This window comes from Anaerosporobacter sp. (genome assembly GCF_031551385.1).
Lineage (GTDB): Bacteria > Bacillota > Clostridia > Lachnospirales > Lachnospiraceae > Anaerosporobacter.
This window is the reverse complement of sequence record NZ_JAVBNS010000297.1, coordinates 1-14547: the sequence shown is the minus strand read 5'-3', so window position 1 is coordinate 14547 and position 14547 is coordinate 1. Positions and strand designations below refer to the sequence as shown.

Here is a 14547-nt window from a genome sequence, read left to right as displayed (position 1 = left end):
GAATATAAAATCATTGATAAAACAGGAAAGGTAACTGCTTCGATTAAAGATCGTATTATTGGTAGGGTTATTTTTGGTCCATTTGTTAATGGAATCGCATTGACTTACAGTTCAGGGACAACGAATGGAACGGTATACGGTTATATTGACAAAACAGGAAAAACAATTGTGCCATGCAAATATAGAGAAATTGGTGAGTTCCAGAATGGTTATGCAAAAGTTTTGAATGGACGTTATGGTATGGTTGACAAAACAGGCAAGGAGATTATTTCAACTCGTTATACAAGTGTATTTCCTTTTGCGGACGGCTTTATAATTGCATATGGCTGGGACGGGAATAATTGGAGTTTTGCTTTTGACAAGAACGGGAAAGAAATTATTAAAGGAAAAGGTCTTGACTTGAGTACATTTTCAAATGGTTTATTGAGGGTCAATGGTCGATATATAATAGATACAACTGGCAAACAGGTAGTAAAATCGGGAAAATACGAAAAGATTAGCGATTTAAATAATGGGATTGCTATCGTTACGGCTTACACTGGAAAGAGTGGGACGAAAGATTCTGACAAATACAGATATGGTGCGATTGACAAGACTGGTAAAGAGGTATTAGTGCCTACACTTAACTATGATAGGATTGATTTTTTCGCTGAAAAAATGTATAAAGTCGAGCGGAATGGAAAATATGGATTAATCAAATTAAGCCCGTTGGCAGAAACAAAATCGCAAACCATAAGTGTTACGATCAAAGGAACAGCAAAAGTAGGAAAAATTCTGACTGCAAAATTGACTCCAAGTTGTACTAACATCAGCTATCAATGGTATGCAGATAGTGTTGCAATAAAAAAGGCTACAAAGGCGACATTCAAAGTGACAAGTGCTCAAGCAGGCAAGACAATCACGGTAAAGGTTACTGCAACAATCAAAGGTGGTAAAAAAGGTTCTGCGAAGAGTAAGGGTGTAAAGATAATAAAGTAAAAGAATAAGTAAAAGAATAAAGTAAAAGAATGTAGTAAAAAGAATATAGTGAAAACGATACAAATGATATTTGGAGGTGTATTATGAAAAAGAGAATTTTACGTGCAGTAATTTCCTTGGTGATATTGATTAGCATAGTATCGGTACAATATGGGAATGTATATGCTGCGAACAAAACTACAAAAAAGACACTTTCACAAGAAGAAGCAATGTCAAAATATTTGACAAAAAAAGCAGTGATTTCTTATAAAAATAAAAGCTATACGGTATATAAGATCAGCAACCAAATCACACCAAAAGCAGACGATTATACTGTACTATATTTTGATCAGAAAGGGAATCTTGTGAACAGCAAGAGTGTTTATATTGACCTTCAAAGATTATATATAATGGGTACCTGCAAGGAACCGTTACAAACGTATAAAAAATTGAATGGAACAATAATACCAGATTTGATTTTTGGTCAAAAAGCGGTAGAGATTGCGGGAGCGTTAGGCATAAAGATCATTGTATCAAAAGGAGAACTGGTAAAAGAAATAATAGCAGAGGGGCTAAAAGACGGAGCACTTGACTTTGATAATGCTAGTATAATTTGGGCATCAAATGAATGGTTTGGTAAAAATGGACTCGAAAGTAGTCTTGATGTTTTGTACGGAACAAAAAAGGGAATTTCAGCATCTAAAACTGGAAGCATATATACGATTAGTGATAACTATAACTATCATCGTTCTATGAAGGTAAGTGACCTATACTCTAAGTGGTTGAATACGTACTTTCGGTATGCAAGTTTTTTGAGTTCGCTTGATAATTTAGGCTTAACGGTTCAAGCATCAAATCTTTGGGATATACTTGGTAAGGTTGCTTTAATATTTGCAGACACTCTAACTCCAACACTTGGAGATATACCTGGATTTAAAGAAGAGTATGGAGAGTACATTGGATATTTTATATTGAAAGACATATCTGTTGCTTGGGACGCTGAAAAGGGGATAAAGATAGTACCTGATGGCGAGGAGATAGTAGAGTCACTTTATAGTTTTTTTGATAATCTTATGGATTATTCAAGCACTTATGAAGATAAGGCGAATCGTGCATATAAGAAACAAAAAAGTTCAGCAGAGACAAGCTATATTACGAGACAAACTTCTGCGTCAGCAGAAGCAGTCATACGGAGTGTAAATCCTAAATTTGTACTGCCACCACGCAAGTAAATGGTAGATGACAGATTACTCGGAATAAACACGAATTTTATACATTTGAGAAATAACACTTGCAATATTCCTTGATTTATGGTACTATATTTTATGTTTGTAAGTCGTGTAACAAGATAATTGAAAAATCAGTTGAAGTAAATTACCTTAAGGAGGTGCTCAGCGTGGCTAAGTGTGCTATTTGCGAAAAAGGTGCTCATTTTGGAAACAGTGTGAGTCATTCACATAGAAGAAGTAACAAAATGTGGAAAACTAACGTGAAATCTGTTAAAGTTAAAGTTAATGGTGCGGCTAAGAAGATGTATGTTTGTACTTCTTGCTTAAAATCAGGTTTAGTTGAACGTGCTTAATTTTTCATTATAAGTGATAAGAAGGCTGTCTTAAGTGCTATGAAAATAGTCTAAGACAGTTCTTTTTATATGGTGAAAAAAAACATAAATTACAAAAAACATTAATTACAAAAAAGATTATAACCAAGGATAAGGCATAAAACAATAATACCAATAGCAAGGAGACCGTTGGTTATGAATAGCATAAGAGTCATACCAATGGCAATCCAAAAGAGAATAAAACCTAACATACGCTTCATGATTAATCACTCACTTTTGAGAAAACGGTTTCGTTTAATTTATTAATTATATTCTATCTTATGTACATTATGTGCAGAATGTGCTTGGTAGATAGGATTGTTTTTTTATTTAGTAGTTTCCTTTTTTATAAAAAAAGGGTATAATATATCGAGTAAGAAGTTATGGATTCATAAAAGAACGGTAATTATAGTATTAATATATGTGAATCGTATTATGTGTACGAAATAACGTAATTGCTTTATCCATAGAATTAGAATTGGAGGGTTAACTATGAAAGGACATATGAATACTCAGATGGGTGAAATCATGATCGATGACGAAGTAATTGCGAAGTATGCTGGATCGGCTGCTGTTGAATGCTTCGGTATCGTTGGTATGGCTTCTGTGAATGTCAAAGACGGTTTAGTTCGTTTACTTAAAAAAGAAAGCCTTAGTCGTGGAGTTAATGTCGTTATAGAAGACAATAATCTAACAATTGATATGCATATTATTGTAGCATATGGTGTAAGTATTTCGGCTGTTACAGATAATTTAATCAGTAACGTTAGATATAATGTAGAAGAATTTACTGGCATGCAAGTTGAGAAGATTAATGTATTTGTCGAAGGCGTGCGTGTACTCGACTAGGACATTGGGTTATTGTTAATTTAAGGAGGAACAAACAAGTGGTAATGAATACATTAGATGCACTTACTCTTCAGAAATTATTTCTTGCAGGAGCAAAGCGCATTGAAGCGAAGAAAGAATATATTAATGAGTTGAACGTATTTCCTGTTCCAGATGGTGATACTGGTACGAATATGTCATTAACAATAATGGCAGCAGCAAGGGAAGTAAGTGCAATTGAGAATCCTACAATCCCAGTACTAGCAAAAGCGATTTCGAGCGGTTCTCTACGTGGAGCAAGAGGAAATTCAGGAGTTATTCTTTCACAGTTATTCCGTGGATTTACAAAGGAAATTCAAGAGCATGAAGTGATTACGGTTGACATATTAGCAGCAGCCTTTGAAAGAGCTGTTGAAACGGCATATAAAGCGGTTATGAAGCCGAAAGAAGGTACAATCTTAACTGTAGCACGAGGCGGAGCGGAAAAAGCAACGGAATTAGTAGGCAAAACAGATGACTTGATTTATTTTGCTGATGAAGTAGTAAAGCATATGGAATTCGTATTAGCACAAACACCAGATATGTTGCCTGTATTAAAAGAAGCAGGGGTAGTTGACTCTGGTGGTCAAGGTTTATTAGAAGTGTTAAAAGGTGTTTATGATGCCATGCTTGGTAAAGAAGTGGATATTACAATTGAAGCTTCTCCATCAGTAGCGAAGAGCGTTAGTACATCTCCTTCAGAGCCAGTAGATATTAAATTCGGTTACTGTACAGAATTTATTATAATGTTAGAAAAAGAATATACGTTAAATACAGAGAAAGATTTCAAAGGATATTTGGAATCAATCGGAGATTCTATCGTAGTCGTATCGGATGACGATATTGTTAAAGTACACGTGCATACGAACGATCCTGGTTTGGCAATTCAGAGAGCGTTAACATATGGTTCTTTAACTAGTATGAAAATAGATAATATGCGTGAAGAGCATAATGAAAGATTAATGAAAGAAGCTGAGAAAGTACAAGCAGCAGATGTAGAGAAGAAAGATGAACCAATGAAAGAAGTTGGATTTATCGCTGTCTCAATTGGTGAAGGCGTGAATGAAATCTTCAAAGGATTAGGAGTAGATTATCTAATTGAAGGTGGTCAAACAATGAATCCTAGTACAGAAGATATGTTGAATGCAATTGAAAATGTAAATGCTAAGACAATCTTTATCCTACCTAACAACAAGAATATTATTCTTGCAGCAGAACAAGCAAAACAGTTAACAGAGGATAAGGAAATCATCGTAATACCAACGAAGACAATTCCACAGGGGATTACAGCAGTAATTAATTTTGTATATGATAGTTTACCAGAAGAAAATACAGAACGTATGATAGAAGAGATGGCAAGAGTAAAATCAGGCCAAGTAACTTATGCAGTACGTGATACAACAATTGACGGAAAAGAGATTCACCAAGGAGATATCATGGGAATCGGTGATTCAGCGATTCTTGCAGTAGGTAATTCAATCAACACTACTACACTTGATTTAATTAAGGAGTTAGTAGATGATGATTCGGAATTGATTAGTATATACTATGGTGAAGAAGTAAATGAAGAAGATGCGAATAAAGTAGCAGAAGATATTATGGCATTGTACCCAGATGTGGACGTAGAAGTACACAGCGGCGGACAACCAATATACTATTACGTATTGTCTGTAGAGTAACCGCGAAGGTTATGAGCAGTGCGAAGAGGGCTATTGTGGAATAATTATATTTATTCTGCAGTAGCTCTTTTTGATATGAGGACAAGGAATTCATTTTCGAATGTGAAATTTGTGGAATTTTGTGGTTTGATAAAGTATAATAAAAGAAAATACGTAAGGGATAAGAGGATGGGTATATGTACTGTAGAAAATGTGGTAATGAAATTCCGGATGATAGTGTTTTCTGTTTGAAGTGTGGTGCAGAAGTGGTGATTTCTCAAAAAGGAGAACGGACTGTATCATCGGATTTGAATAAGAAATCAGAAGAAGTTTTTGTTGCTTCGCGTTCTGGTGGTAAAAAAATCAAATATGGTATTGTGGCAATAATGAGTATTTTGATAATACTTTTTATAATAACTGAGATTTTAGAGATTGCAAGAAAATGTGATATGGGTAGTAGTTGTGGAAAATTCAAAATAGATGGTAGTGATTATTGTGAAGATCATACATGCAATGAAGAAGAATGTACATCTTCAAAATCGGTGGATAAAGACTATTGTACTACACATGAAGAAGAACACAAATGTGTAGCTGCAGGATGCAAGAATGTAAGAAGTGGTGGTAAGTATTGTTATGAACATACTTGCGCTGAAGCAGGATGTGGAAAAAGAACAAAGGACGGAAGTAAGTATTGTTCTGACCATCATGTTGATATAGTAAAAACTATCGGAAATAATTTTGGGTTTACTTTAAATTCAGTAGGGGGAATTGAACTCTATTTCGAAGCACAGAATAATAATTGGAACGAAATAAAATATATTAGATTTTATGTTGACTTATATAATGCAGTTGGCGATAAAATAAAAGACAGCATAAAAAATACAAGTTCTGTATATGTAGAAATTACTGGTCCGATAGGAATTAGTGAATCAGTAGTCTATAAAGATATTATTGGATATAATAGTAATTGTGCAAAGATTGCTATAAGTGAGGTTACAATTGTTTATACGGATGGTACATCAAGAACAGGAGCGTATGGTTATTCTGCGAAGAAAAGCTCGCGATAGTGTTTGGAAATAATGATAATAAGAGAGCTAAACAAGATAGATAGGGGGTCACCATGCAGTTAACAGACTCAATTAACATAGTAAAGGGAATTGGTGAAAAGACAGAGAAAAGCCTGAATAAACTAGGAATCTATACCGTTCAAGACATGGTAGAATACTATCCAAGAGCGTATGATATATATGGAAAACTTATGGATATAAATGAGATTGAAGAAGGTGAGATGGCGATATTTGTTGGTTATATGTATATGAATATCGAGACAAAGAAGGTTCGCAATCTGACAATTGCATCATGTCGCGTGAAGGATGCAACAGGAAGCATCGGTTTAACATGGTTTAATATGCCGTATATTAAGAATACACTTAAAGCAGGTAGCTATTATATATTCAGAGGGAAAGCTTCAAGAAAAAACGGTGTCTTAGTAATTGAACAGCCGAGGATACTTACCAAGGAAGAGTATTATAACAAAAAAGATGTGTTACAACCAATTTATCCATTAACAAATGGAGTGACGAATAATCTATTAAGTAAAACAGCAAAGACGATATTAGAAGAAATAGACTTAACAGGTGATTTCCTCCCAAGCGATATCCGTAAAGAAAATGATTTGGTAGATTATCGATTTGCGGTAAAACAGATACATTTTCCGAAGAATAAAGAAGATATGTTGCGTGCGCGCAGAAGAATTGTATTTAATGAGTTTTTCTTGTTCACGTTAGCACTTACCTACATGAAGGAAGAGAAGAGCAAGAAGATACAAAAGACACCGTATGACAAAGGAAAGATAAGTGATTTAATAACTGAAAGCTTGCCATATGCGCTAACGAATGCACAGAAAAGAGCGTGGAACGAAATTAGCAAGGATATGTGTGACGGTGTTGTTATGAACCGTCTAGTGCAAGGTGATGTAGGTTCGGGAAAAACAATACTAGCAGCATTGGCACTTGCAATGAATGCAGAGAATGGCTATCAAGGAACGCTAATGGTGCCAACAGAAGTATTGGCAAAGCAACATTTTGAATCGTTAAGTGAATTGTATGAACCGTTCGATATTTCATGTATTTTGTTAACGGGTTCTATGACTGCGAAAGAGAAACGTTTGGCATATGAGAAGATTAAAAACAAGGAAGTTGCAGTAATAATTGGAACACATGCACTCATTCAAGAAAAGGTAGAATATGCAGACCTTGGTTTGGTTATAACAGATGAACAGCATCGCTTCGGTGTAAAACAACGTGAAATACTATCGACAAAGAGCGAGAATCCTCATGTGTTAGTTATGAGTGCAACTCCGATACCAAGAACACTTGCAATTATCCTATATGGTGACTTAGATATATCGGTAGTTGATGAACTTCCAGCAAATCGACTTCCGATTAAAAACTGTGTTGTTAATACAGATTACCGATCTACAGCATATCGATTTATTGAAAATCAGATAGGCGAGGGTAGACAAGCCTATATTATCTGCCCAATGGTAGAAGAAAGCGATATGATGGAGGCGGAGAATGTTATAGAATATACGCAAAAGGTTCGTGAAGCACTGCCACCATATATCCGTACAGAGTATCTTCATGGTAAGATGAAACCGAAAGAAAAGAATGAAGTAATGGAGCAGTTTGCAAGAAATGAGATTCAAGTTCTAGTATCGACTACTGTTATTGAGGTTGGTGTAAATGTTCCGAATTCAACAATTATGATGATAGAGAATGCAGAGCGATTTGGTTTAGCGCAATTGCACCAACTTAGAGGACGAGTTGGTCGTGGGGAGTACCAGTCGTATTGTATCTTGGTTAGTGGTTCAAGAAGTAAGGAGACAAAGAAACGACTAGAGATATTGAATACTTCGAATGATGGATTTTATATTGCAGGTGAGGATTTGAAACTTAGAGGGCCAGGAGACTTGTTTGGCATTCGTCAAAGTGGAGAGATGGAATTCAAACTAGCGGATATCTATAATGACGCAAGTGTGTTAAAATCTGCCAATGAAACAGCGAAAAAAATGTCAATTACAGAGATTCAAAAACTTTGTGACAAGAATGAGAGATTAAAAAATCAATTAGAAGGATATATAGGTACGACATTATAGGAAAACACCTCTTTTGACGGTTTGAAAAAGACCGAGAAAGGGGTGTTTTTTTGCGCAAATATAATTTGTTAGCTAAATAAAGGTTTAAAAATAATTAATTAAAAAGAAAAAATATATTAATTTACATAATAAGGTATTGACATTCAAGTAAAATACCTATATTATATGTATTAATTGAAAAATCATCCAATAACTTGTAAAGGAACATAATACAAGTGGAAATAAGAAGATATATTAAAAAAATAATGGCAAAACATTTAAACGAGGAATACTTTGTGTTCGTGTTGAATACACTTATAAGAGAGGGAAAAATATACAATTAGAGAAAGGTAAGTGCTATGGAATTTTACAGTAAGAAAAGAAAACGACTTGGGGATTTGTTAATCGCATCGAACTGTATTACACAAGAGCAGCTAATTGGGGCGTTAGCAAAGCAAAAGGAGACACACAAAAAACTTGGGGAAACATTAGTGGACATGAATATGATATCAGAGCAAGATATCGTGGAAGCATTACATACGCAATTGGGACTTGATGTTATAAATCTTAGCAAAATTCGTATAGAGGAATCTGTTATTCGATTAGCAAATGAAAACATCTTGCACAAATATATGATGATACCATATGAGTTTAAGGAAAATGATCCGAATGTGCTACGAGTAGCAATGGCAGACCCACTTGATATTGTTGCAATTGACGATTTGGCAATTGTTACGAATTACCAGATTGAAGCAGTAGTAGCAACAGAAACAGAAATCGCAGCAACAATTGAGAAGTATTATGGGAACGCAGAAGCTATGGCGGTTGCAGAACGGTATAGCAAGGAAAGAGAGAATCTCTATCAAAATCTTGAGGTTAAGGAAGAGGATAGAGATGATGTTAAGAATTCGCCAATTGTTTTGCTTGTGAAAAAGATAATCGAACAAGCAGTCAGGCAACGTGCAAGTGATATCCATATTGAGCCGTTTCGAGAAAGTATTCGAGTGCGGTATCGTATTGATGGTGTGTTAGCAGAGGTGATGAAGTATGATTGCTCTTTGCTTTCTGCATTAGTTGCAAGAATTAAAGTAATCGGTGATATGGATATCTCTGAAAAAAGAAAACCACAAGATGGCAGAATTACAAGTATAATTGATAAACAGGAATATGATATTCGCGTATCTGTTTTGCCAACAGTATATGGTGAGAAAGTTGTTATGAGAATCACAGCAAAACATGCATTAACAAAGAGTAAGTTAGAACTTGGTTTCTCAAATGAAGAGATGGACAAGTTTAACCGAATTCTATCAAATCCGTATGGAATTATATTAGTAACAGGGCCTACAGGAAGTGGAAAATCAACAACACTCTACACCGCGTTAAGTGAACTGAATAAAGAAGACGTTAACATAATCACAGTAGAAGATCCTGTAGAGGCAAATATAGATGGTGTCAATCAAGTGCAGGTAAATCCAAAAGCAGAGCTAACATTTGCATCAGCACTTAGGTCAATACTAAGACAAGATCCAGATATTATTATGATTGGTGAGATGAGAGATAGCGAGACGACAGAGATAGCAGTTAAGGCATCGATTACAGGCCATCTTGTAGTTAGCACATTGCATACGAATGATGCGGCAGGAAGTATTATTCGACTTGTAGACATGGGAATAGAACCATATTTGATTGCAGATTCGGTAGTCGGAGTAATCGCACAACGATTGGTAAGAAGACTCTGTTCGCATTGTAAGAGGGAAAAGATTGCAGATGCAGTAGAGATGCAAGTTCTTGGCATTGAGAATAAAGAGATTCGCATCTATGAACCATGTGGTTGTCATATGTGCAATGATACAGGATATATTGGAAGAATTGGTGTGTATGAGATTATGCCAATTACAGCAGCAGTTAAGGAAAGCATTAGCAAAAAGGCAAGTGTTGAGGCAATTAAAAGAACGGCTGAGGAAGAAGGGCTAGTTACATTACATAGAGCAGGGGTAAAACATGTATTAGAGGGAATTACGTCGGTAACAGAATTAATGAAGATTGTAGCGAAGGTGTAAATGGAATCAAGATAGGAACGAAACAGAGCTACGAACGAAACAAAGCTATTAATGGAAAGTAAATATCGTAATACAAGATACCAAAGAGTAACGAAAGGGGTTTGCTTTATATGACAATGGATGATTTGCTATTAAGAGCGAAAGAGAAAGGTGCATCTGATTTACATATTGCAGTTGGTATCTCACCAAAATGTCGTGTAAATGGAAGATTGTTAGATATGGAATTAGCAAAATTGCTTCCTGCAGATACGGAGGCACTCATAAAACCGATATTGACTCCAAGGTTAGAAAATACATTGATGGAGAATGGAGAAGTGGATTTCTCCTACGCAATACCTCATCTTGGAAGATACCGTGTAAATGTATTTAAACAACGAGGCTCTTATGCAGCAGTACTTCGTCTCGTAGGAACGAAAATTCCTGAGCCAGAAGTACTAGGGCTTCCAGAATCCGTTAGGAATCTAGCGCAGAAAAAGAGAGGGTTAGTTCTTGTTACAGGGCCAACGGGAAGTGGAAAATCAACATCGCTAGCGTCAATCATTGATTTGATTAACAGTAATTATAGTCAACATATTATTACATTAGAAGATCCCATTGAGTATCTGCATTCTCATAAGAAGTCCATTGTGAATCAAAGAGAGATTGGTCTTGATACAAATAGTTATGCGAATGCATTACGTGCTGCATTACGAGAAGATCCTGATGTTATTCTTGTTGGTGAAATGAGAGATTTGGATACGATTGCAATTGCTATAACGGCAGCAGAAACAGGGCATTTGGTGTTCTCGACATTACATACAATTGGAGCGGCAAGTACGATTGACCGTATTATTGATGTGTTTCCGCCACATCAGCAACAGCAGATTCGAATTCAGTTGGCAACGGTACTTGAATGTGTTATCTCGCAACAGCTTATTCCAAAAGAAAGTGGAAAGGGTAGAATTGCGGCATTCGAGGTTATGCATGCAACAAGTGCTGTAAAGAATCTAATTCGAGAGGCAAAGACGTATCAGATTACTTCTACAATACAAACAAATAAGAAGATGGGAATGCAAACAATGGATGATCACCTTTTTGATTTGTGTACAAGACGAGAAATCAGTATGGAGGACGCATTACTATTTGCTCAAGATAGAACGGCATTGGAGAGGAGGTTGTATTAATGGCTAGTTTTTCGTATTTAGCAATTGATAGCAAAGGGAAAGAACGAAAAGGTGCAATGGAGGCAACGAATGAAGATAAAGTGAATGCATCGCTTCGTGCATCAGGGTTTATACCGATATCCATTATTCCGCAAAATGTATTAACAAGGGATATCAATATTAATATTGGGAATCCAATTAAGCCAAGAGATTTGAGTGCATTTTGCCGACAGTTTTGCAGTATATTGGCAGCAGGAGTATCCATTACAAGCTCTTTGCATATGTTAGAGGAACAAACAGAAAAGAAAGTAATGAAGAAAGCAATCGCTGTAGTAAGAGATGATGTTGAACGTGGAGAAACCTTGGCAGATGCCATGAGAAGACATGATAAGATATTTCCGCCAATATTAATTAATATGATAGAGGCAGGAGAATCGTCGGGAAGTTTAGAGAGTTCTTTAGAAAGGATAGCAATACATTTTGAAAAAGAAGCAAAGATGAAAGCATTGATGAAAAAGGCAATGATTTATCCAATTGTAGTAGCTTGTGTAGCAGTAGTGGTTGTTATTATTATGTTGTCTTATGTAATTCCGAAGTTTCTTACGATGTTTTCGCAGATGAATGTTACGATGCCATTACCAACACGAATGGTTATTGCGATGAGCGATTTTATGCAACATAAATGGTATGTTGTTGTGCTCATAATCGCAGGAATTATCGCAGGCTTTCGAGGATTTGCAACATTGCCAAATGGAGAGAAAATCTTAGCGGATATAGCACTCAAGATGCCGTTGTTTGGAAAGCTAAAAAAGAAGAATGCATGTGCAAGACTTGCAAGGACACTTAGTACGTTGTTACAATCAGGAATCTCTTTAATTGATGCAATTGAAATTGCGGCAAGGACGATGGACAACGTTATTATAAAACAAGTATTAATGGAAGCAAGAGAAGAAGTGGCAAGGGGAATTCCATTATCGTTACCGTTAAAGGAAAGTGAAATATTTCCGCCTATGATTTATCAGATGATTCATATAGGTGAGGAAACAGGAAACTTAGAAGATATGCTTGATTGCGTAGCGGATTACTTTGAAGAGGAAGTTGAGATGGCTACAGAATCTTTAACTGCAGTATTAGAACCTTTAATTATTGTAGTTTTAGCAGTTATCGTCGGTTTCTTAGTAATATCGATTATGTTACCAATGGTAACGATGTATAAGGGAATGGACAACCTATAAGTTATATGCATTAATTTAGCAACACCTAGTTGGGTATGTGGTATAGATGAGTATATAGCAATATTGTCTATATTGCATAAACAAATAGTTGCAATAGAAAAAACAAAGAAGGAGAGAGGAACATGAAGGCAGAAATCGTAGAGGTAGGCAAACAGGAAATGAAGAAAAAGGAGGGAAAGAACAAAGGGTTTTCGCTAGTGGAATTAATCGTAGTTATTGCGATTATGGCAATCTTGGCAATTGTAATTGCACCAAATGTAATGAAGTATATTAGGCAATCAAAAGATTCTGTAGATGATGCGAATATGGCACTTTATAAGACTGCTGCAACAACGGCATTAAGTAATGAGAAGGCGTACTCGGAAGTAGCAGCGGGAGGAATAAAGTATACAATAACAATAGCAGAGAATTCTAGTCATGTAGTAGAGGCTACATATAGTAAGGATGCAGCAACGTTTAAGAAAGAATTTGAAGATGTGCTAATAGATGGAATGAAACTACCACAAGAACCAGGATGTACAAAATTTGTTATTTCCATTGATGTAAGTTCCACTAAAGAAATCGGCAAGATTAGTGTAGAAGCAAAATAATTCAACACCCTTACATACAAAAAAATGGGAGGCTCTTAATGCAATTATTTTATTACATAGTAGTATTTTTATATGGAATTGTCATTGGGAGTTTTCTCAATGTATGTATCTATCGAATTCCAAAGAAAGAAGATTTAGTAAAAGCACATTCGCATTGCATGACATGTGGACATATATTGCGGTGGTATGAATTAATTCCTGTATTTAGCTATCTGTTTCAACGGGGACGATGCAGAGGATGCGGAATTAAAATTGCGATACAATATCCATTGGTGGAGACGCTTAACGGCGTGTGCTATCTGATAATTATACATAGAATGGGCATTACTCCAGAGGGTATCCTTTTGTGTCTATTATGTTCAGCATTGCTAGTGCTTAGTGTTATTGATTTTAGAACGTATACAATTCCATTTGGAATTAATATAAGTGTACTTGCTATAGGAATCATGGCAATTGCGTTCGATTATAAGAATGTAAGTGAGCATTTGCTTGGAATGGTCTGTGTAAGTGGCTTTTTGTTTGCTTTATATCTGTTGACGAAGAAAAGAGGAATTGGAGATGGAGATATTAAGCTGATGATTGGAGCAGGAGCATTCCTCGGAGTGTTACCAAGCATCTTGGCACTGTGGGTTGCGTGTTTATTAGGAGCAATCATTCATACGATACGCATGAAAGTATCAAAGGTTGGACATCAATTAGCATTTGGTCCATATTTGGCAATAGGGATTCTGTTCTCAGCTCTTTACGGGGAAGAACTGATTGGGCGGTATATGAATTATTTGATAAGGTAAAATACAAAAATCCGTTCGTGGATAGGAGAGGAATATGTATGGCGGGAAAGAGAGTATTAAGTATTGAGATTGGTATCACACTGACGAAAGTATGTGAGATAGATTACCATAGTAAGTCACCAAAAGTATATCGGTGCATAACATTTGCAACACCAGAGAATACCGTAGCAGATGGATATATAAGAGATAAGGAACGCTTTGTAGAAAGTTTGAAAGTAGAGCTTGCGAATGCAGGAATACGTTCTACAAATGTAGTATTCACAGTAGCATCAACAAAGATTACAAGTAGGGAAGTAACGATTCCTTGCGTAAAAGAAAATCGTATTCACGATGTGATACAAGCGAATCTTACAGAATATTTTCCGATGAATTTGGAGGATTATACCGTAACGTATAATCTGTTAGAGAAGAAGACAACGTCAGAAGACCGTCATATGCGTTTATTAGTGTTGGCAGCACCGAATAATTTGATTAAGAATTATTATAATGTGGCTGAGATGATGGGCTTTGC

Annotated in this window: 13 protein-coding genes; all 13 read left to right on the top strand. The window is 35.9% G+C overall.

Annotation, left to right across the window (positions count from 1 at the left end; genetic code table 11):
• Positions 1–978, top strand: a 978-nt coding sequence (locus tag RMR19_RS21855; protein ID WP_310605633.1) for a WG repeat-containing protein, incomplete at its 5' end; no start/stop codon positions are given.
• Between the two features lie 83 nt (positions 979–1061).
• On the top strand, positions 1062–2189 hold the full coding sequence (locus tag RMR19_RS21850; RefSeq protein ID WP_310605632.1) for a hypothetical protein: 1128 nt from the start codon (positions 1062–1064) through the stop codon (positions 2187–2189).
• A 164-nt stretch (positions 2190–2353) separates the two neighbouring features.
• A complete protein-coding gene (rpmB, locus tag RMR19_RS21845) occupies positions 2354–2539 on the top strand; it encodes a 50S ribosomal protein L28 (protein ID WP_310605631.1) in 186 nt (61 codons plus the stop codon).
• Between the two features lie 510 nt (positions 2540–3049).
• The gene (locus RMR19_RS21840; protein WP_310605630.1) at positions 3050–3406 is read left to right on the top strand and encodes an Asp23/Gls24 family envelope stress response protein; all 357 of its coding nucleotides are present in this window, start codon (positions 3050–3052) and stop codon (positions 3404–3406) included.
• Between the two features lie 38 nt (positions 3407–3444).
• Positions 3445–5103, top strand: coding sequence for a DAK2 domain-containing protein (locus RMR19_RS21835; protein ID WP_310605629.1), 1659 nt, complete (start codon positions 3445–3447; stop codon positions 5101–5103).
• Positions 5104–5279: 176 nt separating this feature from the next.
• Complete coding sequence (locus tag RMR19_RS21830) at positions 5280–6149, top strand: zinc-ribbon domain-containing protein (RefSeq protein ID WP_310605628.1); 870 nt, start codon at positions 5280–5282, stop codon at positions 6147–6149.
• Between the two features lie 53 nt (positions 6150–6202).
• A complete protein-coding gene (gene recG / locus RMR19_RS21825) occupies positions 6203–8239 on the top strand; it encodes an ATP-dependent DNA helicase RecG (RefSeq protein ID WP_310605627.1) in 2037 nt (678 codons plus the stop codon).
• Between the two features lie 338 nt (positions 8240–8577).
• The gene (locus RMR19_RS21820) at positions 8578–10278 is read left to right on the top strand and encodes a GspE/PulE family protein (RefSeq protein ID WP_310605626.1); all 1701 of its coding nucleotides are present in this window, start codon (positions 8578–8580) and stop codon (positions 10276–10278) included.
• 110 nt (positions 10279–10388) lie between these two features.
• Positions 10389–11441 carry a type IV pilus twitching motility protein PilT gene (locus RMR19_RS21815; RefSeq protein ID WP_310605625.1) on the top strand — a complete coding sequence of 351 codons (1053 nt, stop codon included), beginning with the start codon at positions 10389–10391 and terminating at the stop codon, positions 11439–11441.
• On the top strand, positions 11441–12655 hold the full coding sequence (locus RMR19_RS21810) for a type II secretion system F family protein (RefSeq protein WP_310605624.1): 1215 nt from the start codon (positions 11441–11443) through the stop codon (positions 12653–12655). Before RMR19_RS21815 ends, RMR19_RS21810 begins: the two co-directional genes overlap by 1 nt.
• Positions 12656–12777: 122 nt before the next feature.
• On the top strand, positions 12778–13245 hold the full coding sequence (locus tag RMR19_RS21805) for a type II secretion system protein (protein ID WP_310605623.1): 468 nt from the start codon (positions 12778–12780) through the stop codon (positions 13243–13245).
• A gap of 38 nt (positions 13246–13283) precedes the next feature.
• Positions 13284–14036 carry a prepilin peptidase gene (locus RMR19_RS21800; RefSeq protein WP_310605622.1) on the top strand — a complete coding sequence of 251 codons (753 nt, stop codon included), beginning with the start codon at positions 13284–13286 and terminating at the stop codon, positions 14034–14036.
• Between the two features lie 38 nt (positions 14037–14074).
• Positions 14075–14547 (top strand): type IV pilus biogenesis protein PilM (pilM, locus tag RMR19_RS21795; protein ID WP_310605621.1); only part of this gene is annotated, 473 nt, incomplete at its 3' end.

Coding starts and splice junctions, on each gene's coding strand:
- RMR19_RS21805 (WP_310605623.1), top strand. CDS start 12,778: ATGAAGGCAGAAATCGTAGAGGTAGGCAAACAGGAAATGAAGAAAAAG.
- RMR19_RS21840 (WP_310605630.1), top strand. CDS start 3,050: ATGAAAGGACATATGAATACTCAGATGGGTGAAATCATGATCGATGAC.
- RMR19_RS21820 (WP_310605626.1), top strand. CDS start 8,578: ATGGAATTTTACAGTAAGAAAAGAAAACGACTTGGGGATTTGTTAATC.
- RMR19_RS21815 (WP_310605625.1), top strand. CDS start 10,389: ATGACAATGGATGATTTGCTATTAAGAGCGAAAGAGAAAGGTGCATCT.
- RMR19_RS21850 (WP_310605632.1), top strand. CDS start 1,062: ATGAAAAAGAGAATTTTACGTGCAGTAATTTCCTTGGTGATATTGATT.
- RMR19_RS21800 (WP_310605622.1), top strand. CDS start 13,284: ATGCAATTATTTTATTACATAGTAGTATTTTTATATGGAATTGTCATT.
- RMR19_RS21830 (WP_310605628.1), top strand. CDS start 5,280: ATGTACTGTAGAAAATGTGGTAATGAAATTCCGGATGATAGTGTTTTC.
- RMR19_RS21810 (WP_310605624.1), top strand. CDS start 11,441: ATGGCTAGTTTTTCGTATTTAGCAATTGATAGCAAAGGGAAAGAACGA.
- recG (WP_310605627.1), top strand. CDS start 6,203: ATGCAGTTAACAGACTCAATTAACATAGTAAAGGGAATTGGTGAAAAG.